The sequence below is a fragment of the Citrobacter sp. Igbk 14 genome (assembly GCF_028069825.1).
GTDB lineage: Bacteria > Pseudomonadota > Gammaproteobacteria > Enterobacterales > Enterobacteriaceae > Citrobacter.
Genome location: NZ_JANEWM010000050.1, coordinates 1 through 24,697, shown reverse-complemented (window position 1 = coordinate 24,697; position 24,697 = coordinate 1). Strand labels below are relative to the sequence as shown.

Genomic DNA, 24,697 nt, shown 5'->3' with positions numbered 1-24,697 from the left:
CCTTAAATAAGAGACTGCGTCTCAGCAAAGCCGAAACGGATATTTGCGCACTGCATGGCCTGTGCCGCCGCGCCCTTCAATAAGTTATCTTCCGTCGCTACCACAATCAGATGTTCGCCCTGCACAGCAAATCCGATATCACAGAACGGTAAGCCAACCACGTTTTTCAGTGCCGGAACGCCTTTTTCATACAGACGCACCAGCGGTTTATCGCTGTATGCCTGTTGCAGCGTCTGCGCGACCTGAGTCTGAGTGACACCCGCATTCAGACGGCAGGTAATGGTTTCCAGGATCCCACGCGGGAAATTGCCCAGATGTGGAGTGAAGATCACCTCCGTACCCAGGTGAGTAGCGATTTCCGGCTGATGGCGATGAGTAAACACACCATACGGTTGCAGGCTCACTTCACAAAAGCTGTTCGAAATAGCGGCCTTACGGCCCGCACCGCTCACCCCACTGGTGGCGTTAATCACCGGCCACTGAGTCAGGTCCAGCAGCCCGGCATCAATCAGTGGTTTCAGCGACAATTGTGCCGCCGTCGGGTAACACCCCGGAACCGCAATCAAATTCGCGTCTTTCAGTCTGTCTGCGCTCCACTCAGCCAGACCGTATACCGCCTGTTCCAGCAGTTCAGGATGCTGATGGGTAAAACCATAGTATTGCTCATAGAATGCGCCGTCGTTTACGCGGAACGCGCCCGAGAGGTCAAACACCACACACCCGGCGCGCAGAAACTGCGGAGCCAAATCATGACTGACCTCATGAGCCGTCGCGAGAAACACAACGTCCACCCCTGCGCTAAACTCGCTGATATCGGACATTGGCTGTAACGGCAAATCGACAATGCCTTTTAGCTGCGGATGTAAATCGGAGATTAATTTTCCTGCATCATTGCTTTGCGCTGAGACGGTCAAAGCGGTTATGGTCATATCAGGATGGCGATTTACATAGGTCACAAGCTCTGCGCCAGCGTAGCCACTCGCGCCCACAATCAGCGTATTCAACATCGGAGCTGTTCACCTTCTTAGATTCGGTTGCCAGGTATAAGCCTTTATCACCTCACCTTACACTTGGTGGGTTTTATTACGCTCAATGTTATTGTATTTTTATTCACAAATACTGCATGAATATTGATACTATCATGACCCGAGGTGTGTCAACAATGAAAAACAATTTACCGCCATTTATCGAGATTTACCGCGCTCTGATTGCCACACCGTCGATTAGCGCAACCGAAGAAGCGCTCGATCAAAGCAATGCAGGTTTAATCACTCTGCTGGCGGACTGGTTCAAAGATTTAGGTTTCAATGTTGAGGTTCAGCCTGTTCCTGGTACGCGCAATAAATTCAACATGCTGGCGAGTGTCGGGCACGGTGCCGGCGGTCTGTTGTTGGCAGGCCATACCGATACCGTACCTTTTGACGATGGGCGTTGGACGCGCGATCCCTTCACCCTCACCGAGCACGACAATAAGCTCTACGGTCTGGGCACCGCGGATATGAAAGGCTTTTTCGCCTTTATTCTCGATGCACTGCGCGGTGTGGATGTCACGAAACTGAAAAAGCCGCTCTACATTCTGGCCACCGCTGATGAAGAGACCAGCATGGCCGGCGCTCGTTACTTTTCTGAAACGACTTCGCTCCGCCCGGACTGCGCAATCATTGGCGAACCGACATCTCTGCAGCCCGTTCGCGCGCACAAAGGCCATATCTCTAACACCATTCGAATTTTGGGTCAGTCGGGTCACTCAAGCGATCCGGCACGCGGCGTGAATGCGATTGAACTGATGCATGATGCTATCGGCCATATCATGAAGCTGCGCGATGGCCTGAAAGAACGCTATCACCATGACGCTTTTACCGTGCCGTACCCCACGTTAAATCTGGGCCATATTCATGGCGGCGATGCAGCTAACCGTATCTGCGCCTGCTGCGAACTGCATATGGATATTCGTCCACTACCCGGCATGACGCTTAACGATCTGAATGGGCTACTTAACGATGCGCTGGCCCCGGTCAGTGAGCGTTGGCCGGGTCGCCTGACGGTATCGGAACTGCATCCGCCCATTCCTGGCTATGAGTGTCCGCCGGACCATCAACTGGTCGAGGTGGTTGAGAAACTGCTGGGCGCACAGACTGAAGTGGTGAACTACTGCACCGAAGCGCCATTTATCCAGACGCTGTGTCCGACGCTGGTATTGGGTCCCGGTTCTATTAATCAGGCACATCAGCCAGATGAATATCTGGAAACACGCTTTATTAAGCCAACCCGTGAATTAATCACCCAGGTTGTGCACCATTTCTGCTGGCACTAATGAAACTTGCCCGGTGGCGCTACGCTTACCGGGCCTACCCCGTCTTGTAGGCCGGATAAGCGCAGCGCCATCCGGCATCTCTATGTCACATGTTCATAAGCTTTTCTTATTTGGCACGATGTGAATTAACTTTAATAAATTGCCGCGATTTATTGGTTTGCTGAAGCGATTTCGCAGCAATTGACGTCACGAGTTTTACGTGGCTTTATAAAAGACGGCGAAAAAATTAAGTCCGAGAGATTTCGAGCGCAGCCAACACCGCTGTGGCGCGAAGGATACAGGACACATAAATTAAAGATGGGGTGTCTGGGTTAATATGAACGAACAATATTCCGCGTTGCGTAGTAATGTCAGTATGCTCGGCAAAGTGCTGGGAGAGACCATCAAGGATGCGCTGGGAGAGAACATTCTTGATCGCGTAGAAACAATCCGTAAGCTGTCCAAATCATCTCGCGCTGGCAATGAAGTTAATCGCCAGGAACTGCTCACCACACTGCAAAATCTGTCTAACGACGAGCTGCTGCCCGTTGCCCGCGCATTTAGCCAGTTCCTGAATCTGGCCAATACCGCCGAGCAGTACCACAGTATTTCGCCAAAAGGCGAAGCTGCCAGCAACCCGGAAGTGATTGCTCGTACTTTGCGTAAACTGAAAGACCAGCCCAACCTCGATGAAGCCACCATCAAGAAAGCCGTGGAATCGCTGTCTCTGGAGCTGGTACTGACCGCACACCCAACCGAAATCACCCGCCGCACCTTGATTCATAAAATGGGTGAAGTAAACGCATGCCTCAAACAGCTTGATAACAAAGATATCGTTGATTACGAACGCAATCAGCTGATGCGTCGTCTGCGCCAGTTGATTGCTCAGTCCTGGCATACGGATGAAATCCGTAAGCTACGACCAAGCCCGGTTGATGAAGCCAAATGGGGCTTCGCAGTGGTTGAAAACAGCCTGTGGGAAGGCGTACCCAACTACCTGCGCGAGCTAAATGAACAGTTAGAAGAACATCTGGGCTATAAGCTACCTGTTGATTTTGTTCCGGTGCGTTTTACCTCCTGGATGGGCGGCGACCGTGATGGTAACCCGAATGTCACTGCAGATATCACCCGCCATGTGCTGCTGCTTAGTCGTTGGAAAGCCACTGATCTGTTCCTGAAGGACATCCAGTTCCTGATTTCCGAGCTGTCGATGGTTGAAGCCACGCCGGAACTGATGGCGCTGGTCGGTGAAGAAGGTGCGGCAGAACCTTACCGCTATCTGATGAAAATGCTGCGTTCGCGTCTGATGGCAACTCAGGCCTGGCTGGAAGCGCGTCTGAAAGGCGAAAAACTGCCAAAACCTGCTGGCCTGCTAACCCAAAACGAACAGCTTTGGGAGCCGCTGTACGCGTGTTACCAGTCTCTGCAGGCCTGTGGTATGGGTATCATCGCCAATGGTGAGTTGCTCGACACCCTTAGGCGCGTGAAATGTTTCGGTGTACCGCTGGTACGCATTGATATTCGTCAGGAAAGCACTCGTCATACCGAGGCATTGGGCGAATTGACCCGGTATCTGGGCATTGGTGACTACGAAAACTGGTCAGAAGCGGATAAACAAGCCTTCTTGATCCGTGAACTGAACTCCAAGCGCCCGCTTCTGCCACGTAATTGGGAACCCAGCAACGATACCCGTGAAGTGCTCGATACCTGCCGGGTGATTGCCGAAGCGCCTTATGGCTCCATTGCTGCCTATGTAATCTCAATGGCGAAAACACCGTCTGACGTACTGGCCGTGCATTTGCTGCTGAAGGAAGCCGGCATTGGTTTTGCTATGCCGGTCGCACCGCTGTTTGAGACGCTAGACGACCTGAACAACGCCGATGATGTTATGAGCCAGCTACTGAATATCGACTGGTATCGCGGCTTTATTCAGGGCAAACAGATGGTCATGATTGGCTATTCTGACTCTGCAAAAGACGCCGGCGTGATGGCCGCTTCCTGGGCACAATATCAGGCACAGGACGCGCTGATCAAAACCTGCGAAAAAGCCGGTATTGAACTGACGCTGTTCCACGGTCGCGGCGGCTCTATTGGTCGTGGTGGCGCGCCTGCCCATGCGGCACTGCTCTCTCAACCACCAGGTAGCCTTAAAGGCGGCCTGCGCGTGACAGAACAAGGCGAGATGATCCGCTTCAAATACGGCCTACCGGAAGTCACCATCAGTAGCCTGTCGCTGTACACTGCCGCGATTCTGGAAGCTAACCTGTTACCGCCGCCGGAACCAAAAGATGGCTGGCGTCATATCATGGATGAGCTTTCAGATATCTCCTGCGATCTCTATCGTGGGTATGTTCGTGAAAATAAAGACTTTGTACCTTACTTCCGTTCAGCAACACCAGAGCAGGAACTGGGCAAGTTACCGCTCGGCTCACGTCCGGCAAAACGCCGCCCGACCGGTGGCGTAGAGTCTCTGCGTGCTATTCCGTGGATCTTCGCCTGGACACAGAACCGCCTGATGCTTCCGGCCTGGCTGGGTGCGGGTACGGCGCTGCAAAAAGTAGTTGAAGACGGTAAGCAAAGCGAGCTTGAAGCAATGTGCCGTGACTGGCCATTCTTCTCCACGCGTCTTGGCATGCTGGAGATGGTGTTCTCAAAAGCTGACCTGTGGCTGGCGGAGTACTACGATCAGCGCCTGGTCAAAAAAGAGCTTTGGCCATTGGGTGAAGAACTGCGTCAGCGTCTGGAGGCCGATATCAATGTGGTGTTGGCAATTGCCAATGACTCGCATTTGATGGCCGATCTACCGTGGATTGCCGAGTCTATTCAGTTAAGGAATATTTATACTGACCCACTGAACGTCTTACAGGCCGAATTATTATATCGTTCGCGCCTGGCAGAAGAGCAAGGTCATGCACCAGACCCACGCGTCGAACAGGCGCTAATGGTGACTATTGCTGGCGTTGCTGCCGGTATGCGTAACACCGGCTAATTTTTATGCCTGTCACCCTCGTGCTATTGCGCGAGGGTGATATAAAATACTGCTGTCATAACCACCTCATTTTTAATATATTCCTGTCTGCATTTTATACATCCAATGGATATTTGTTAGCAGAACGCGATTTTCGACTCGCATTGCTTCAGATCCTCTTAAGGTTTAGCCGCTAACGTTGGCGCTACGATTAAAGACAGGCTCACACTATGCAATCCTTACAACTCCAGTCTAAACCCAAATTTAGCTGGAAAGCCCTGGGTTGGGCACTCCTCTATTTTTGGTTCTTCTCTACCTTACTCCAGGCCATTATTTATTTTAGTGGCTATAGCGGAACTAACGGATTACGCGACTCAATACTGTTCAGCTCATTGTGGTTGATTCCGGTATTCTTATTCCCGAACCGTATTCGCATTATCGCTGCCGTTATTGGTGTGGCACTCTGGGCGGCTTCATTGGCCGCGCTGAGTTATTACGTTATTTACGGACAAGAATTCTCACAAAGCGTTCTGTTCGTTATGTTTGAAACCAACGCCAACGAAGCCCGCGAATATCTAAGCCAATATTTCAGTCTCAAGATTGTACTTATCGCACTGGCCTATACAGCAACCGCAATCCTGCTGTGGACGCGTTTACGCCCGGTCCATATTCCGTCGCCATGGCGTTATCTGGTGTCATTTGCGCTGTTGTACGGTTTAATTCTGCACCCAATGACCGTCAATACGTTTATCAAGCATAAGCCGTTTGAGAAAACGCTGGGCGGCCTTGCGTCGCGCATGGAGCCTGCCGCGCCATGGCAGTTCATCTCTGGTTATTATCAATACCGTCAACAATTGACCGCATTAAATAGCCTGCTGAATGAGAACAACGCATTGCCACCACTGGCTAACTTTAAAGACAATTCTGGTGATGCGCCGCGTACGCTGGTGCTGGTGATTGGCGAGTCAACTCAACGTGGCCGCATGAGCCTGTACGGCTACCCACGTGAAACCACGCCGGAACTGGATGCGCTGCATAAATCCGATCCAAACTTCACCGTGTTCAATAATGTCGTGACCTCACGTCCTTACACGATTGAAATCCTGCAACAGGCGCTGACCTTCGCAAACGAGAAGAACCCGGATTTATATCTGACGCAGCCGTCGTTGATGAATATGATGAAACAGGCGGGTTATAAAACGTTCTGGATCACCAACCAGCAAACAATGACCGCCCGTAACACCATGCTGACCGTATTTTCCCGGCAGACAGACAAGCAGTTCTATATGAACCAGCAGCGTACCCAAAGTGCGCGTGAATACGACAGCAACGTGCTGGGACCGTTTAAAGAAGTCATGGCCGACCCGGCACCGAAAAAGTTCATCATCGTTCACTTGCTGGGTACGCACATTAAATACAAATTCCGCTACCCGGAAGGCCAGGGTAAGTTTGACGGTAATACCGAGAACGTACCTGCAGGTCTGAGCAGTGATGAACTGGAGTCATATAACGATTATGACAATGCCAACGTCTATAACGACCATATCATTGCCAGCCTGATCAAAGACTACAAAGCAACTGATCCGAACGGCTTCCTGCTCTACTTCTCTGACCATGGTGAAGAAGTGTATGACACGCCGCCACATAAAACGCAGGGTCGTAATGAAGATAGCCCAACGCGCCATATGTATACGGTACCGTTCCTGTTGTGGACGTCTGAAAAATGGCAGGCTGCGCACCCACGCGACTTCTCACAGGACGTTAATCGTAAGTACAGCAGCTCTGAACTTATCCATACCTGGTCAGATTTGGCAGGCTTTACGTACGATGGTTTCGATCCGACCCGTTCTATTACCAGCCCGGAGTTCAAAGAGACGACCCGCTGGATTGGTAATCCGTACAAGAAAAACGCCCTGATCGATTACGACTCCCTGCCTTACGGCGATCAAATCGGGAATCAGTAACGCTCTCTCAGGCCACTCTTTAAGAGTGGCCTTTTTTTATGATGACGGTTACTGTTTCCCTGTCCACGATCTGTCAGGGATTCACATGTATCACAACATCAGCCACCTACTTTCCCGCCTGATTAACGGCCCCTTACCGCTGCACCAGGTTTACTTCGCCAGCAGCAATGCCGCAACGCCAGAACTGGCGTATAAGGTAGATTTTCCACGACTGGAAATCGTGCTGGAGGGGCAACTTTCGGATACGGGTATCGGGAACATACTTGTTCCCGGGGACGTTCTGTACGTCCCCGCAGGAGGCTGGAATCTTCCGCAATGGCAAACGCCCGTCACTATGCTGACGATTCTGTTCGCTAAGCAGCAGTTAATCTTTAGCGTTATGCAATGGGATGGCCGCCAGTTCCAACATCTCGCCAATCAACATGTGGCACGCCGCGGGCCGCGTATCGGCTCCTTCCTGCTACAGGCGCTCAATGAAATACAAATGCAGCCCCAGGAGCAGCAAACCGCGAAATTAATTATTGCCAGCCTGTTCAGCCATTGCCGTGACCTGCTCGGTAGCCAAATCCAGACAGCATCGCGTAGCCAGGCACTTTTCGACGCCATTCGCGACTACATTGACGAACGCTACGCCTCTCCGTTGACCCGCGAATCCGTTGCCCAGGCCTTTTACATCTCACCGAATTATCTTTCGCATCTGTTTCAGAAAACCGGAGCCATTGGTTTTAACGAATATCTTAACCACACCCGACTTGAACAAGCGAAAACGCTATTGAAGGGCTACGATCTGAAAATTAAAGAAGTTGCACACGCCTGCGGGTTCGTCGACAGCAACTACTTCTGTCGCCTGTTTCGCAAAAATACCGAACGCTCACCGTCTGAGTATCGGCGGCAATATCACAGCCAGTTAACGGAAAAAGAGACGTCCCCACATTAAGGTGAAGTCGCGACAAAACCCACAGAGGACAAAAAACATATTTACTGGATTTTTGTAATATCAAAAAGAAACACGCATCCTCTGCCATCAGATTAAACCGACCACCCCAGAACATGTGAAGTACCTCCCACTTTCACCGACATATTACATTTGTCCAGCTTTTGACAGATTTGTCAGATAGCGCAGTATGCCGAAACACTCTTATCCTGAGCACAGCAAAGCATCCCGGTGACGGGCTGCTACCGAGAAATTAAGAGGGTGTTTTATATGGAACTGTACCTGGATACCGCTAACGTCGCGGAAGTCGAACGTCTGGCACGCATCTTCCCTATCGCGGGTGTTACCACCAACCCAAGCATTGTCGCGGCAAGCAAAGAATCCATCTGGGATGTACTGCCACGTCTGCAAAACGCCATCGGCGAAGAGGGCATTTTGTTTGCCCAAACCATGAGCCGCGACGCACAGGGCATGGTGGAAGAAGCCAGACGCCTGAGCAACGCCGTCCCCGGTCTGGTAGTGAAAATCCCGGTGACATCCGAAGGTCTGGCCGCGATTAAGATGCTGAAAAAAGAGGGGATCACCACGCTGGGCACCGCGGTATACAGTGCTTCTCAGGGTCTGCTGGCCGCACTGGCTGGGGCAAAATATATCGCACCATACGTTAACCGCATTGATGCTCAGGGTGGTGACGGTATCCGCACAGTGCAAGAGCTGCAAACACTGCTGGAGATGCATGCGCCAAACAGCATGGTGTTGGCAGCCAGTTTTAAGACACCGCGCCAGGCGCTGGATTGCTTACTGGCAGGATGTGCCGCAATCACCCTGCCATTAGACGTAGCGCAACAAATGCTCAATACCCCTGCGGTAGAGTCAGCAATAGAGAAGTTTGAGCAGGACTGGAACAACGCATTTGGTCACATCAACCTGTGAGGGAAATAAAGTATGGATCGCATTATTCAATCACCTGGTAAGTACATCCAGGGCGCTGATGTTATTACCCGTCTTGGCAGCTATCTCAAACCACTGGCAGAGCGCTGGCTGGTCGTTGGGGACAAGTTTGTCTTAGGATTTGCCCAGGGCGTACTGGAAAAAAGCTTCCACGACGCCGGTCTGGCACTCGAGATCGTGCCATTTGGTGGTGAATGTTCACAAAACGAAATCGACCGCCTGCGTGGCGTGGCAGAAAAAGCGCAATGCGGTGCAGTGCTCGGTATCGGCGGGGGTAAAACGCTGGATACCACCAAGGCACTGGCGCACTTTATGGGTGTACCGGTTGCCATTGCGCCAACCATCGCCTCTACCGATGCGCCATGTAGTGCGCTGTCCGTCATTTACACCGATGCCGGTGAATTCGATCGCTATTTGCTGCTGCCAAACAACCCGGACAGGGTCATTGTTGATACCAAAATTGTCGCGGGTGCGCCTGCGCGGCTGCTGGCAGCGGGTATCGGCGATGCGCTGGCAACCTGGTTTGAAGCACGCGCCTGCTCACGCAGCGGCGCAACGACCATGGCGGGAGGCCAATGCACTCAGGCCGCGCTGGCACTGGCGGAGCTATGCTTCAATACGCTGATTGAAGAAGGCGAAAAAGCGATGCTGGCCGCCGAGCTACATGTGGTAACGCCTGCGCTGGAGCGCGTCATTGAAGCCAATACCTATCTGAGCGGCGTGGGTTTTGAAAGCGGTGGCCTGGCCGCTGCACACGCGATCCATAACGGTCTGACGGCAATCCCGGATGCACATCACTACTACCACGGTGAGAAGGTGGCTTTCGGTACATTGACGCAACTGGTGCTGGAAAACGCGCCGGTAGACGAAATCGAAACCGTGGCTGCACTGTGCCATTCCGTTGGTCTGCCTATTACGCTGGCACAACTGGACATCAAACAGGATGTTCCCGCGAAGATGCGCATTGTGGCAGAAGCGGCTTGTGCCGAAGGCGAGACTATCCATAACATGCCGGGCGGTGCCACACCAGATCAGGTGTACGCTGCGCTGCTGGTGGCCGATCAGTATGGCCAGCGGTATCTGCAAGAGTGGGAATAAGCACACCATAAACAATCCCCGCAATGGCGGGGATTTTTCTGTCTGGCAGGCCGGATAAACGCACAGCTTATCCGGCATTTTCGATTACAGCAGATCGAAACGGTCCAGGTTCATCACTTTCACCCATGCCGCGACAAAGTCCTTCACGAACTTCTCGTGGGCATCGCTGCAGGCATAAACTTCTGCCAGCGCACGCAGTACCGAGTTAGAGCCAAACACCAGGTCGGCGCGGGTTGCGGTGTATTTCACTTCACCATTCAGACGGTCACGACCTTCAAAGACCTCTTTCGATTCGTCAGTCGCTTTCCATTCGTTACGCATATCCAGCAGGTTGACAAAGAAGTCATTGCTGAGCACGCCTGGACGATCGGTAAAGACGCCATGCTGACTACCATCGAAGTTGGCACCCAGGACGCGCATCCCGCCTACCAGCACGGTCATTTCCGGTGCCGTCAGGGTCAACTGCTGCGCTTTATCGATCAGTAATGACTCGGTGGTCGACACGTCAGGACGGGCACGATAGTTACGGAAACCATCTGCAATAGGCTCCAGCAGCTCAAACATCTCGATATCGGTTTGGTCCTGACGCGCATCTACGCGGCCCGGAACAAAAGGTACAGTGATGTTAACACCCGCCGCGCTTGCCGCTTTCTCAACACCTACCACACCGGCCAGCACGATAATGTCAGCCAACGAGGCGGTATGAGCAGATTTATAAATACCTTCCAGCACAGGCAGAACACGTGCCGCAGTCGCATTCACATCCCAGCCGCGTTGTGGTGCCAGCGCCAGGCGAGCACCGTTAGCACCACCACGTTTGTCACCGCCACGGAAAGTCGATGCGGAAGCCCACGCCACCGATACCAACTCACTGACAGAAAGCCCGGAAGCTGCAATGGTCGCCTTCAGGTTAAGAATGTCTTCTTCGCTTGGGTTGAAGAACGCATGCGGCAGCGGGTCCTGCCAAATCAGATCTTCTTGCGGTACTTCCGGTCCGATGTAGCGCGATTTCGGCCCCATATCACGGTGCGTCAGTTTAAACCACGCACGGGCAAAGGCTTCATTGAACGCTTGCGGATCGTTAAGGAAACGACGAGAGATCTTCTCGAACTCAGGATCAAAGCGCAAGGTCAGGTCGGTGACCAGCATTGTAGGCTTGCGTTTTTTCGACGGATCAAACGGATCGGGGATAATCTCCGGTGCGTCAACCGCTTCAAACTGAATAGCGCCTGCCGGGCTGCGCGTTTGCACCCACTCATATTTGAACAGGTTCTCGAAGAAATAGTTGCTCCACTGGGTCGGCGTCTGCGTCCAGACGACTTCCAGACCAGAGGTGATGGCATCTGCACCCGAGCCGCTGCCGTAGCTGCTGGCCCAGCCCAGTCCCTGCGCTTCAATTGGTGCTGATTCTGGATCAGGACCAACATGGGATGCTGGTGCTGCACCGTGGGTTTTACCCAACGTATGACCACCACCAATCAGCGCGACAGTTTCTTCGTCGTTCATCCCCATATTACCGAAGGTCGCACGAATAGCCGCTGCCGCAGAAAGCGGCTCACCACTGTGATCAGGACCTTCCGGGTTAACATAGATAAGACCCATCTCGGTTGCGCCAAGCGGGGCTTTTGCCAGCTCTTCAGGATGGCGGTGAGTCAGCCAGGCTTTCTCATCCCCCCAGTTTACGTCGAGATCCGGTTCCCAGACATCTTCACGCCCTGCGCCAAAACCGAAGGTGCGGAAGCCTGAGTTTTCCAGCGCCACGTTACCCGCGAGGATAAACAGGTCGGCCCAGGAAATTTTCTGACCATATTTCTGCTTGATTGGCCACAGCAGACGACGCGCCTTATCAAGGCTAACGTTGTCCGGCCAGGAGTTCAGTGGTGCAAAACGCTGCTGTCCGCGACCCGCGCCACCGCGTCCATCGATGGAGCGATAAGTCCCTGCACCGTGCCATGCCATACGGATGAATAAACCGGCATAGGTACCCCAGTCGGCAGGCCACCACGGTTGAGATTCGGACAGAAGGGCTCTGAGATCCCCTTTCAGGGCAGAATAGTCGAGTTTGCTAAATTCTTTGCGGTAGTTGAAGTCCTCGCCCAGTGGGTTCGAACGGTTGGAATGTTGGTTCAGCAAATCTACACGGAGTTGATTAGGCCACCAGTCGCGGTTGTTCGTTCCTGCTCCCGCGCTCTGATCGTGACCGCCCTGATGAAAAGGACACTTACCGGCAGTTGATGCGTTATGGCTATCGTCGGACATGCTCATCTATATGCTCCCTTTACAGTGTTCTGACTACGATATACACCACCAGAGATAAGATATAGTCGAAATAACCCACAGATTCGATAGCTAATTCCTTTTATATTTTAAGTTACAGAGATGTAGATCAAAATGATCAATAAAAAGCCCTCCGTAGAGGGCTGGGGCATCTGTTTAATTCGGTCTTACACCCAGTGTGTGACAAATAGCGTAGCTCATCTCTGCGCGGTTGAGCGTATAGAAGTGAAAATCTTTCACCCCTTCGCGACTGAGGATCTTCACCATGTCCATGGCGATATTCGCCCCTACCAGCTTGCGGGTTTCGGCATCATCATCCAGACCGTCAAACATCGTCGACATCCAGGAAGGGATACGAACATTGGTCATATCGGCGAATTTCTTCGCCTGCTTAAAGTTAGAGACCGGCAGGATACCCGGAATAATTTCCACATCGATGCCTGCTGATACGCAACGGTCGCGAAAACGCAGGTAGCTTTCCACATCAAAGAAGAACTGGGTGATCGCCCGATTTGCGCCGGCATCAACCTTACGTTTCAGGTTAAGCAGGTCTGCCTGAGCACTCTTCGCTTCCGGATGAACTTCCGGATAAGCGGCAACAGAGATATCAAAATCTGCGACGTCTTTCAGCAGGCTCACCAGATCGGCAGCATACATATCTGGTTTACCGCCACCCGGTGGCAGGTCGCCACGTAGGGCAACAATATGACGAATACCGTTATTCCAGTAATCCTGAGCAATGGTGCGCAGTTCATCGCGAGTGGCATCAATACAGGTCAGGTGCGGAGCCGCTTCGAGGCCCGTGCGATCCTTAATCCCTTTAATAATGCTGTGCGTACGGTCGCGCTCACCCGAATTTGCCCCGTAAGTCACGGAAACAAACTTCGGCTTCAGGCTGCTCAGGCGATCGATGGAGTTCCACAGGGTTTGCTCCATTTCACTGGTGCGCGGCGGGAAAAACTCAAACGAAACGTTAATCTGACCCTGCACTTCTGCCAGGCTCTGATTCAGGGCTTCCCGCTGGTTGGCGTGAAAAAAGCTCATACCTTACCTCATCAATCTTATGTCGTTATATGTTGTGTTGTGAACTGCTATACGTTTAGACGTCTAGATGTAAAAATGACGGAAAAGCGTGCTGCCGTCAACACAAAAATCATCGATAAAGGTGAGGAATACTCAGCCAACGTGAAAAAAATTCACATCAGCTTGAAATGATGAGGGATTGCATCATGAGTTCTTGCACCCACTGCAACCGGCTCTCATTCTCAGGCAACATCACTAACCCGGCACGGATACACAGCTCAGCATCGCTCAGTGGATGGAATACCACGCCCTGGCGCTGGATAGCGGCAAATGAAGCCGGGAGCAAACTTAAACCATCGCCCTGGGCAATCCGTGCAAGCAGTACATCATGCTCCAGAGGTTCTTCAAGGCAGGAAGGAGAGTAACCCGCACGGTGAAAAATCTGCCGGGTGTAGTCAAAGAAAGCCGGGTTACGTTCCCGCTGGAACCAGAACAACGGTCGGTGGTTGAGTGCCGATAAGGAAAGAGAGGCCGTACGAGCCTCTGACCAAAAGGAGGGTAATGCAGCAATTATCGGCTCTTGCCAGGCTAAAGGGGTGACGGTAAGCCCAGATGCCTCAATAGGCAAAGCTACCAGCGCCGCATCCAGTTTGCCTCGCCTTACCTGACGAACAAGTTCAGGTGAGCCGTGACGCGTGACACGCAGCATTTTTACACGAGCATTTAGCGTTGATTCAAGCGCCACAAAAACACCCTGTTCAAACGCCGTGCTTAATCCTAAACGCAGAGGTTGCACCTCCCTCTGCGCTAGCTGGCTCAATGCAATATAGGTCTTGTCCTGTAGCGCCAGCAGTGGACGCACCATTTCTAATACGTGCTGACCCTCCTCCGTCAACGTCAGCCCACGGGTATGGCGGACAAAAAGCGTCACCCCCAGGCGTTCTTCAAGCTGGCGAATATGACGGCTTAGCGGCGGCTGCGACATAAAAAGACGTTGCGCCGCACGGCTCATGTTGTTCTCTTCGGCCACGACGGTGAAGTAGCGCAGCAGACGGATATCAAGAGAGTGCAGGGGCGATATTGTCATACCAAAAAAGTATCACGGAAACGGTATTATCCCAATTGTTCTGCACCCCTTATCCTCATGGCATACACCGCACTCACGAGGAAGAGATAATGAATTCAGAACGTTTTATGACGGGTCAGTTGATGCTGCAAAAAGTAGATGGTAAAGGGGGCGATGCGGTCGTCGACAGTCTGCAGGACATTGCGCCCGACTTCGCCCAATACCTGATTGAATTTCCTTTTGGCGACATCTATTCAAGACCGGGATTGGATTTACGCAGTAGAGAGATTGCTACCGTCGCGGCGTTAACGGCGCTGGGCAATGCCGCCCCGCAATTGAAGGTGCATATTGGCGCGGCATTACACGTGGGCTTAACGCAGGATGAGATCGTGGAAGTGATTATGCAGATGGCCGTATATGCTGGCTTCCCCGCGGCACTCAACGGCTTGTTCGCCGCGAAAGAGGTGTTTGCCTCCCACAGAGGCTAAAACAACAGGCCAGCGGCTTGTCTGCTGGCCTGAACACGTTACTTTTTCACATCTTCCACACGCATGCCTTTCAGTTGCTCATCCGTCAGCGTATTTCCCGCTTTGAAATAATCAACGACGGCATTAGAGACATAGTAGCCTCCGGATGTATTACGCGCTGTGCCTTCGGTGAATGCCGTAAAACCATCACCGCCGTCTGCCAGGAAACTATTGGTGGCAATGTGATAAACCGTGGCATCCTCAATCGGTTTGCCGTTTAACGTCAATACAGTGACCCGCTGACCGACAGGTTTACTGCTGTCATACTTCATCTCCAGGCCTTTGGACACCTGCAATACACCGTTGCTTAAACCCGCGCCGTGCTCCATCAGACTACGTAACTGCTTCCCGGTGAGATCCATGGTTGCCAGCTCATTCGGGAACGGGAAGGTACTAATAACTGCGCCCATCGTAATAGCACCTGACGGGATTTCATTACGGATGCCGCCTGAGTTAGTGAGCGCTAACTGGGTATCTTTACCCGCTGCCACCAGCAGCGCATCCGCCGCCAGGTTCCCCAGCGAAGAAGATTCACCGTAAGCACGCGTCAGCTCAACCGGCGAGTTGGCAACCGTCTGTTGTACCACTTCATCAAGCTTTTTATTCCAGCCATCAATCACCTGTTTCGTCTGCGGATCGGGTTTCCACTCATCGGCATAGATCGTCTTCAGCTCGAAATTTTTCACGGTAAATTGATGCGGTTTCTGCTGGTAATCCAACACCAGTTTACCGACATCAATACCGCCGCTGTCGGTGGAGAGAATTAAGGTATTACCGACTTTAATCGGCTCTGGCGTGCCCACATGCGCATGGCCGGTGATCAGGAGATCCAGCCCCTTCACCTGGCCTGCGGTCTGGATGTCTTTATCCAACGCACGGCGCACATCGGTGCCTCCCAGGCTGGACTGACGCGCTGGCGTGCCTTCATGGATCAGCGCCACGGTGAGATCGACTTTGCCTTTAAGCTCATCGATATAGCGTTGCAACCACTTCACTTCATCACGCGCTTCGATACCAACACGTGTCGCCGCAGAAACCGTATCATCAAAAGCAAACACACCGTGCAGACCAATTACGCCAATTTTCACGCCATCTTTCTCAATGATGGTGTACGGCTTATCCCAGAACATTTTACTGCTGTTCTGATAAAAGATATTACCCTGCACAATCGGGAATTTCGCCTGGCTCAGCTGTAGCAGCGTGTTATCCCAGCCATGATCGAACTCATGATTACCCATGGTGACAGCGTCAAAATTCATGGTGTTCATGATATCGATAATCGCCTTGCCCTTGGTCAGGCTGCTGATATACGGCCCGGTAAAATAGTCCCCGGCATCAAAGAACCAGGTGGCGCTATTTTTCGTTTTTTCCTGCTTCACCATCGTCGTGATATTAGCCCAGCCGCCAATATCACGCGTGCCATCCGCAATCCACGGCACTTTGTAAGGTTCAACGTGGGCATGGAGATCGTTGGTATAAATAATGGTGACATCTTTGGCGGATGCCCAAAGCGGCAGTGACACCAGAACACCAACAGCCAACATTTTTAACTTCATAATCAATCCCTTTCAGTCATATAAAGAATCGCTACGTTACGTTCTGAAAGGTTTTTTTATGTGAGAAAAATCACATCCATCGGTGATAGTCACAGGGCAAAATCAACGACCATTAAAAATCGTTGGTAATACGATGCCGTCTCCGTTCACTATCAATTGCTGTAAGTCCTTTGGCTGCCAAAATCTGGGATTGTCGAGTTCAGCAGATTACAGCTGGCCAGAGTATCGGCTGGGTTATGCCGCGCTGCATTGCCGGGCATGCGGCAGCTATCCCCCGCTTTTTAATGGGGAACAATTCCGTAGCTGGTTATCGGCCTGTTTAGCGCAGTTCGCGACCAATAGCGGAATTTTTTGCCCGAATTGTTACCAGCGAGAAACGATACGTTATGGCCGAAATCCCCAGGGCAGCCAGCGTGTTCAGTGCCGGGCGTGCAAAAAAGTCTGGACGCCAAAGCAGCAACCGCTCGTCGCCATCCAACCGCCCGAACAAATCGCGACGGTTCCGTTGATCGTACCGTTTCAGGGTGCCAGTGCCGATCAGCAACTCTATGTATTGCTCAGCTTTGATGCTATTCGTGGCAATATTCTGCATATTTCCAGCAATTTCACACCTCATCCTGCCGGGGCTTCATTGCGCTACCGCTGGCGCGGCATCGGCGAGGCAGCTGCAACACATGACGATATTGTTGAGGGAGTAAGCCAACGAGAAAGTCAGTTTTTACGCCGCAGCCAGTTTGATGAAATCCAGTACGGTAGCGCGATGCTCAAACGTAACGCCAGCGGCGCGATTTTACGCCCGGTCATTACCGCGCATGGGCATTTCCGCGTCCTGAGCCATCTCTGGCCTGCAGTTAAAACGCACATCATCGCTCACGAGTGCTTTCTGCGCGGCGCAGTGATTACCGCATGGGCGGAACAATTTCGCGAACATCACGCCTCGCTGTGGTTTGTGGATGAAGAAATCAGTGACGATCAACACACCAGACCCTGGCAGTTACTGGGCAAAAGTTATCAGGGATGGTGGCAAAACCAGTGGCAAATTTGGCAACAAGGCGACACGCGTAAAATGGTGTGTTTGTTAACGGAGGGTCAGGTTGAAAAAGGCGCATCAATAACCCTGGCGGCAAGCCATCATTTTCTCACCTGGTTGCAGCAACAGACGGAATTTCGGGATAGCGCCCGTTACTCGGCCCATTCGGTGTTGCAGACGATAAAGATGCTGACAGAGCAATACAACGCCCTGATCACCCAGCGCGATTTGCCCGGTGGCGCTGCCGCTTACCGGGCCTACGGTTCGTGTCATATGTAGGCCGGATAAGCGTAAGCGCCATCCGGCAACGCAAACTACAGCAGCTGCGCCAGACGATTAATATCCGACTGAATCGCACCGGCGGTCACATCACGACCTGCGCCCGGCCCGCGGATCACCAGCGGGTTATCGCGATACCAGCGGCTTTCAATGGCGAACACATTATCGCACGGCAACAGCGCTGCCAGCGGGTGTTCAGCACGGACCGCTTCAACACCCACACGCGCTTTACCATTGGCGTCAAAACGCGCCACGTAGCGCAATACCAGCCCCATTTCACGTGCAGCTTCCAGACGTTGCACCATCTGTTCGTTCAACTCATCGCCATTTTCAAAGAAATGGTCAATGGAGCCTTCTTCACAGTGCGCAGGCACCAGCGACTCAACGCGAACCTGGTCCGGCTCAATATCGTAACCTGCTTCACGCGCCAGGATCACCAGCTTACGCATAACATCTTTGCCAGAAAGATCGACGCGCGGGTCCGGTTCAGTTAGCCCTTGCTGCCAGGCTTGATCCACCAGTTCGGTGAACGGGACCGTGCCATCAAATTGCAGAAACAGCCAGGATAACGTGCCGGAGAAGATCCCGCTGATCGACAAAATCGTATCACCGCTATCAATCAGATCGCGCACAGTATGGTTGATCGGCAAACCTGCCCCCACGGTGGCGTTATACAGCCAGTGGCGGCCGGTTTTTTCGAACGCATCATGAATTTGGCGATACTTATCACTGGTACTCGCCCCCGCCAGTTTATTGGCGCTAATGACATGGAAACCATGGCTGGCGAAGTCCAGATACTGATCGGCCAATTGTTCACTGGCCGTCACATCCAGCACCACTAAATCATCATACGGGTGGGCGCGCATCCACAGGAATAGCGCCTCTTCATCCTGCTCTACCGCTTCGTCGTCGAAGAAGGCCAGAGCACGGCTGGCATCCAGCCCTTCATAGTTCAGCAGGCTACGGCGGCTATCCACCACGCCTGCCAGCACGAATTCAAACCCGGTACGTGCGGAAAGCGTTGTTTGTTCGCGGGCGAACAGTTCCAGCCAGCGTGAACCAATATTCCCTTTACCGAACAGCACCAGACCGATACGTTTTTCTGCACGGAAAATAGACTGATGCAGGCCCTGAATCAGGCTTTCGGTCGGGCCGGTACGCAGTACCGCAACCAGACTGATCCCCTCTTCCGACTGCCAGGTAAACTCGACTGGCTGGCCTTTTAACTGCTGCCAGAAACGGTGGCAATGCAGTGGATTGCGCGTTACGCCAGCCCCAACCATCGCCACCAGCGCCAGCCCCTGGCGCAGACGCAGCTCGCCCGGCAGGCCAGCTTCATCAAGAATTTTCAGTGCGCCATCAGCCACTTCGGAGGTATAGCAAAATTGCAGCAGCTGACGGTCCGGATGCACGCCAACCGCCAGCGGACGCACCTGCGTGCGTTTTAAAATCTGGTCGATATCTTTGTAAGCCAGCTTAAAGTCCTGGCCAGTGGGAACCTGAAACTCAATCAGACAGACGTCGTCATGGCTGGTCACAATGCGCGCCCCGGTACCAGAAGCCAGTACACGCTCAATCCGCGTTGACCCCTGATCCGGCGTGTAACTGCAGCGCAGCTGGAGGTCGATATCGCTACCCGAAACCGGCTGTAAGGTGCGGGCATGCAAAACCGGAGCCGCAAGACGCGCCAGCTCGCTGGCTTCATCAAGACGCAGCAGCGGCAGCAGGCAGGCATCTTTGACTTTACGCGGGTCCGCACTATAAACCCCGGCGACATCGCTCCAGATAGTCACGCGGGAAACGCCTGCCAACGCACCCACCTGCGTAGCTGAATAGTCAGAGCCGTTACGCCCCAGCAGCACCGTTTCACCCGCATTGCTACGGCTGATAAACCCGGTAACCACCAGGCGCTTGCCTGGATGTTGAGCCAGCAGTTGTTGCAGCAACGGATAAGACAGACCTTCATCCACCTGCGGCTGGGCACCGCGTTCAGCACGTAAAAACTCACGCGCATCCAGCCAGGCAGACTCCAGTCCCTGCTGGTTAAGGACAGCAGACATCAAACGCGCCGACCACACTTCACCATGCCCCACCACTTCGGCATAGACGGCTTCATTCACACCACTGTCGAGCAATGCCGCCAGACGCTCCAGGTCGTGAATAAACGCACCGATTAGCCCATCAGCCACGTCTGGTGGTAACAGGCCGCTAATCAGCTCACTTTGATAACGGCGTAACGCCTGCTGAACCTGATGCGCAGAAAGACGATCGGTCTGGCTTAACTTAAGCCAGCTAATCAACTGGTTAGTGGTACTGCCCGCGGCGGAAACAACCATCATGTCGTCAGGCTGCGAGTACTCCGCCATAATACCTGCGACACGCAAATAACATTTCACGTCTGCCAGACTACTACCACCAAATTTGTGCAGTTGACGACCCTTCGCCCCTGCCTGCGCAATCACACTCATGTTTACCCCTTGTTTGCAGCCCGGAAGCCATTTTCCAGGTCGGCAATTAAATCTTCGCCATCTTCAATACCGGTGGAGATACGCAGTAGCGTTTCAGAAATTCCGGCAGCAGCACGCGCTTCTGGCGCCATACCCGCGTGTGTCATGGTCGCGGCGTGGGAGATCAGACTTTCAACGCCCCCTAATGATTCCGCCAACGTAAACAATGACAACCCGCTCAGGAAGCGACGCAATGTTTGCTCGTCGCCATCCAGTTCAAAACTCAACATCGCGCCAAACCCTTTTTGTTGACGCGCGGCAATCTCATGCCCCTGATTATCCGGCAGTGACGGATGATACAGTTTCTTCACCAACGGCTGGGTTTGCAGGTAGTCCACAATAGCCTGAGCGTTACGTTGTGCCACTTCCATACGCGGCGACAGAGTACGCAGGCCACGCAACAGCAGATAGCTATCAAATGCGCCGCCGGTTACACCAATATTATTCGCCCACCATGCCAGCTCAGTGACCGTCTCCGGATCTTTCGCTATCACCACGCCAGCCACCACATCCGAGTGACCGTTTAAATATTTCGTGCATGAATGCAACACCAGATCGGCGCCCAATGCCAGTGGATTTTGCAGTGCAGGGCTTAAAAAAGTGTTGTCGACAACGCTCACCGCACCCGCCTCACGCGCCAGTTGGCAGATTTTTGCAATATCCACCACACGCAGCAACGGATTGCTTGGACTTTCGATCAGTACCAGCTTTGGTTTTTCCGCCAACGCCGCTTTCAGCGCCTGCTCATCACCCTGATCGACAAACAGCACGCGATAGCAGCCACGTTTTGCCAGACTGTCAAACAGGCGATAGCTACCACCGTAACAGTCGTGCGGTGCGACCAGCAGATCGCCAGGCTTCAGGAACACCGTCGTCACCAGATGAATCGCCGACATGCCGGTATTGGTCAGCACTGCACCAGCGCCACCTTCCAGCTCCGCCAGCGCACGCTGAACCACATCACGCGTCGGGTTGCCACGGCGTGAATAGTCATGAGCGCGCGGCTCATTAAAACCGGTGAAATTATAGGTACTGGAGAGGTGAATCGGTGGGACAACGCAACCGTACTGCTCGTCGTCATTTAATCCGCTACGCACTGCAATGGTGGCCTGTTTACGCGTCATATTGAGGAGATCCTGGCTGAGTCGGTGAAAAGTCAGACACCAGAGTAATCATTGTTACAATAGCCGTCAATACATCTGGACATCTAAACTTCTTTGCGTATAGATTGAGCAAACAGGAAATAGCCGTTAAAATTATATGCATTAGCGTACATTTGCGTCGGCTAACTTCGTGTCAGGGCCGCGCCACTACGATAAACTACGCGCAATTATGGTCCGGGCTCAGGTTCTGGCCTCAATATTAATGACGAAGAGGATTAAGTATCTCATGGCTGAATGGAGCGGCGAATATATCAGCCCATACGCTGAGCACGGTAAGAAGAGTGAGCAAGTCAAAAAAATTACGGTTTCCATTCCTCTGAAGGTGTTAAAAATCCTTACCGATGAACGCACGCGTCGTCAGGTGAATAACCTGCGCCACGCCACCAACAGCGAGTTGCTGTGTGAAGCGTTTCTGCACGCCTTTACCGGGCAACCGTTGCCAAACGACGAGGATCTGCGTAAAGAGCGCAGTGATGAAATCCCGGAAGAAGCGAAGATCATCATGCGTGAACTGGGGATCGACCCGGAAACGTGGGAGTACTGATCGGCTGACGGTTAGAAAAATGAGAAAAGGCGGGATAACCCCGCCGTTTCTCACAACATTATTTTCTAATACCATTGATTTTATTCAATGTTTCTTCCATTTTGAGCGTTTCTTTGCGGTTCAATGGATAGAGATAAATCAGTATGACTGCCGCCAAAAACAGACATAAGGCCGGCAAGAGATTTGCCATCGTATAAATATTTTCCTGCACGATGCTGGTTTGCACAGCGCCGCCCGTTGACGAAGATTGATAACCAATGATGGCCAGCATAAAGCCACCAATCGCCCCTGCGCACGCCTGACCCACCTTGCGGGCAAAGAAGTTCACGCCGTAAACCGTACCATCCTCACGATCGCCGGTGACATACTGATGATAATCACAAACATCGGTCATAAACGCCCAAATCATCAGGTTGAATAACCCTGCCCCCAGCGTCGCCAGGAACAGGAAAACCAAATAGACTTTCGCGTCCGTAATATGGATGAAGTACATAATCAGATACATCGCCACCGCAAAGAGCAATGCGCCGACGCTGGCCTCTTTTTTACCAAACCGCTTCGTCAGCCAGGATGCCGAGGGAGCCAGCAAAACCAGAGAGCCGAAGGTAAACAGCAACGCCACGGACATGGCCTCTTTGTTGTGGAAGTAGTCATTAAACAGGTAAGTCATGTTGGTACCTGACAACCCCTGGTTAATCACAATCAGCAGATCCACCACAACTAAAACGATCAGTGCTTTATTGCGTAACAATCCCTTCAGCAGCACCGATACGGGCATGCTCTCTTTTCTCTCCACGCGCACACGTTCTGTTGTTAACTGACAGGTCAACGTTAAAAAGATAAAGCCCAGTACGGCACAACCAATAGCAATCCAGAAGAAGTGTTGCCCGGAAATCACCTGGCTTCCGTCCACCAGGGTGGTGTACATCAGAATCGGGATAAAAAAGCCGGTTGCGCCGCCGCCGATGGCGGAACCCACGCTTCGCCAGGTTGACAGTGACACTCGGTCTTCCGGATTCGAGCTAATCGCCGCAGACATGGCGCCATACGGAATGCTGACTGTCGATAACAGTGAACCGTAAACAAAATAGGAGCAGCAGATATAGATAATTTTCGCCGTATAAGAAAAATCATTCACAAACGGCAGAAACAGGACCACCGCAACGATACAGAATGGATACTTCATGCGACGCACCCAGGGGTTGAAACGTCCATGTGCCGTCAGTTTAGACGTATCGCATAAGCGACCTACGCCAACATCGACAAACGCATCAAAGAGTTTGGTCACAAAATAGAGCGAGCCGACAATGACACCAGAAATGCCGAGGACGTTCGTGTAATAAATCATTAAAAAACTATTTACCAGACCAAGAATAAAACAGGTTCCCAGGTCACCACACAAATAACCAATCTTATCTCTGAATCCGAAAGGTCTGACGACAATACTTTGATTGCTTCCACTCACCGTTCCATCATTAGACATGATGTCAACTCCTTAGACATATTATTCACGCAAACTATGCGTATATCCTGGTGCTCAACGTAATAAACCAATACGAAGAGTATTAACAATCAAAAGTTATAACCGAGACCGACACGATAGCGTGTCTGACGATCGTCAGTCGTGGTGGTGTCATAACCCGAGGAGACGTTACCAATCTCAATAAATGGAACCCAGGAATCTATTTTATAAGCAACACGGAAGTTATATTCATAATCGTCTTTTCTGTTGTTGTATAAATCTTCGCTGTCAGCAATTTTATAAATGCCGTTTAGTTCAAACATCCAATTATTGACGTTATAGCCAAGCCACGCTTCAGGACGGTAAACCATACGGTCATCTTTACCATCGGCGTTTCTGCGCATATACTCCTGGCGATAGCGGAATGCCGTCCACCAGCTGTCATTGATATTATATTGCACACGAATATAAGGCTTATAGATCGTGATGTTATCGCCCGTTTCAACCGCAATACCCGGCTGCCAGATAAGGTCCTGCCAGGTAAACTGGTAACTTGCCGTATACTCGTTACCGTTACTTTCCATATTATTCCAAGCATCATTCGATTGCGTATCTTCAGAACGTGAAATGGCCTCTACCGCCACACCAAAACCTGTAGCAAAACGATGCGACATATAAACACGATCGTAATTTCGCCCGTCATCATAATATTCATGACGATAATCGACATAACCCGCCTGCGCGGCCGCAGATAGTAATGGAATAAGTAACAAGGTAGATTTAAATTTCATGACAATCCCTTTTCACACTAAATAAATAAAATTCACCATCACATTCCTGAATGTGAACAGGAAAGTAATAGAGACGTAAGGATAATTTTATATTTCCGCGAAAGTGTATTTTAGAAAGAGGGGATAAACCTTTGAAATTTTGCCAGGAATTGTCATGAGTGGCAAAGAACGGAAGATAAAAATGACGAAGATCACCAGTGGGAATATTTTATCATAAAAAATAAAAACACTGCTTCATTTATTAAATATGAAATATTATTCAAT

The 24,697-nt window shown here is 51.9% G+C and carries 18 protein-coding genes; 9 read left to right on the top strand and 9 right to left on the bottom strand.

Features of this window, described 5'->3' with window-relative positions; all coding sequences use genetic code 11:
• Positions 1-2 precede the first annotated feature (2 nt).
• Positions 3-1,007, bottom strand: coding sequence for an N-acetyl-gamma-glutamyl-phosphate reductase (gene argC / locus NNN64_RS17475; RefSeq protein WP_137381483.1), 1,005 nt, complete (start codon positions 1,005-1,007; stop codon positions 3-5).
• Positions 1,008-1,162: 155 nt separating this feature from the next.
• Between argC and argE the strand changes: the two genes are divergently transcribed.
• The 6 genes from argE to gldA all read left to right on the top strand — a co-directional run bounded on the left by argE (position 1,163) and on the right by gldA (position 10,208).
• Positions 1,163-2,314, top strand: coding sequence for an acetylornithine deacetylase (gene argE / locus NNN64_RS17470; RefSeq protein WP_271442191.1), 1,152 nt, complete (start codon positions 1,163-1,165; stop codon positions 2,312-2,314).
• 316 nt (positions 2,315-2,630) lie between these two features.
• Positions 2,631-5,282 carry a phosphoenolpyruvate carboxylase gene (gene ppc / locus NNN64_RS17465; RefSeq protein ID WP_271442190.1) on the top strand — a complete coding sequence of 884 codons (2,652 nt, stop codon included), beginning with the start codon at positions 2,631-2,633 and terminating at the stop codon, positions 5,280-5,282.
• 209 nt (positions 5,283-5,491) lie between these two features.
• On the top strand, positions 5,492-7,225 hold the full coding sequence (locus tag NNN64_RS17460; protein ID WP_271442189.1) for a phosphoethanolamine transferase CptA: 1,734 nt from the start codon (positions 5,492-5,494) through the stop codon (positions 7,223-7,225).
• A gap of 85 nt (positions 7,226-7,310) precedes the next feature.
• On the top strand, positions 7,311-8,162 hold the full coding sequence (locus NNN64_RS17455) for an AraC family transcriptional regulator (protein ID WP_271442188.1): 852 nt from the start codon (positions 7,311-7,313) through the stop codon (positions 8,160-8,162).
• Between the two features lie 267 nt (positions 8,163-8,429).
• Complete coding sequence (fsa, locus tag NNN64_RS17450; protein WP_202037230.1) at positions 8,430-9,092, top strand: fructose-6-phosphate aldolase; 663 nt, start codon at positions 8,430-8,432, stop codon at positions 9,090-9,092.
• Positions 9,093-9,104: 12 nt separating this feature from the next.
• The gene (gene gldA, locus NNN64_RS17445; RefSeq protein ID WP_271442187.1) at positions 9,105-10,208 is read left to right on the top strand and encodes a bifunctional L-1,2-propanediol dehydrogenase/glycerol dehydrogenase; all 1,104 of its coding nucleotides are present in this window, start codon (positions 9,105-9,107) and stop codon (positions 10,206-10,208) included.
• An 84-nt stretch (positions 10,209-10,292) separates the two neighbouring features.
• Here gldA and katG read toward each other — a convergent pair whose 3' ends face one another.
• The 3 genes from katG to NNN64_RS17430 all read right to left on the bottom strand — a co-directional run bounded on the left by katG (position 10,293) and on the right by NNN64_RS17430 (position 14,595).
• Entirely contained in the window at positions 10,293-12,473 is a 2,181-nt protein-coding gene (gene katG / locus NNN64_RS17440) for a catalase/peroxidase HPI (protein WP_271442186.1), read from the bottom strand.
• A 168-nt stretch (positions 12,474-12,641) separates the two neighbouring features.
• Entirely contained in the window at positions 12,642-13,529 is an 888-nt protein-coding gene (gene metF / locus NNN64_RS17435) for a methylenetetrahydrofolate reductase (protein ID WP_271442185.1), read from the bottom strand.
• 157 nt (positions 13,530-13,686) lie between these two features.
• Entirely contained in the window at positions 13,687-14,595 is a 909-nt protein-coding gene (locus NNN64_RS17430) for a LysR family transcriptional regulator (protein WP_271442184.1), read from the bottom strand.
• Between the two features lie 89 nt (positions 14,596-14,684).
• Between NNN64_RS17430 and NNN64_RS17425 the strand changes: the two genes are divergently transcribed.
• A complete protein-coding gene (locus NNN64_RS17425) occupies positions 14,685-15,062 on the top strand; it encodes a carboxymuconolactone decarboxylase family protein (protein ID WP_271442183.1) in 378 nt (125 codons plus the stop codon).
• A gap of 38 nt (positions 15,063-15,100) precedes the next feature.
• On the opposite strand, the gene NNN64_RS17420 is transcribed toward NNN64_RS17425, so the two are convergent.
• A complete protein-coding gene (locus NNN64_RS17420; protein WP_271442182.1) occupies positions 15,101-16,657 on the bottom strand; it encodes a bifunctional metallophosphatase/5'-nucleotidase in 1,557 nt (518 codons plus the stop codon).
• Positions 16,658-16,790: 133 nt separating this feature from the next.
• Here NNN64_RS17420 and NNN64_RS17415 point away from each other — a divergent pair, with 133 nt between their 5' ends.
• Positions 16,791-17,966, top strand: coding sequence for a cytoplasmic protein (locus NNN64_RS17415; RefSeq protein ID WP_271442181.1), 1,176 nt, complete (start codon positions 16,791-16,793; stop codon positions 17,964-17,966).
• Positions 17,967-18,001: 35 nt separating this feature from the next.
• On the opposite strand, the gene metL is transcribed toward NNN64_RS17415, so the two are convergent.
• Together metL and metB are read right to left on the bottom strand one after the other, a co-directional pair.
• Positions 18,002-20,434: a bifunctional aspartate kinase/homoserine dehydrogenase II gene (gene metL / locus NNN64_RS17410; RefSeq protein WP_271442180.1), complete on the bottom strand. Its 2,433-nt coding sequence runs from the start codon at positions 20,432-20,434 to the stop codon at positions 18,002-18,004.
• 2 nt (positions 20,435-20,436) lie between these two features.
• Positions 20,437-21,597 (bottom strand): cystathionine gamma-synthase, encoded by a 1,161-nt coding sequence (metB, locus tag NNN64_RS17405; RefSeq protein WP_137381470.1) that lies wholly within the window; start codon positions 21,595-21,597, stop codon positions 20,437-20,439.
• A 265-nt stretch (positions 21,598-21,862) separates the two neighbouring features.
• Between metB and metJ the strand changes: the two genes are divergently transcribed.
• Entirely contained in the window at positions 21,863-22,180 is a 318-nt protein-coding gene (metJ, locus tag NNN64_RS17400) for a met regulon transcriptional regulator MetJ (RefSeq protein ID WP_048213988.1), read from the top strand.
• Between the two features lie 58 nt (positions 22,181-22,238).
• Here the strand turns inward: metJ and NNN64_RS17395 are convergent, their stop codons facing one another.
• Positions 22,239-23,663 (bottom strand): MFS transporter, encoded by a 1,425-nt coding sequence (locus NNN64_RS17395; protein WP_271442179.1) that lies wholly within the window; start codon positions 23,661-23,663, stop codon positions 22,239-22,241.
• Positions 23,664-23,752: 89 nt separating this feature from the next.
• Positions 23,753-24,433: an oligogalacturonate-specific porin KdgM family protein gene (locus tag NNN64_RS17390; RefSeq protein ID WP_271442178.1), complete on the bottom strand. Its 681-nt coding sequence runs from the start codon at positions 24,431-24,433 to the stop codon at positions 23,753-23,755.
• Between the last annotated feature and the right edge of the window lie 264 nt (positions 24,434-24,697).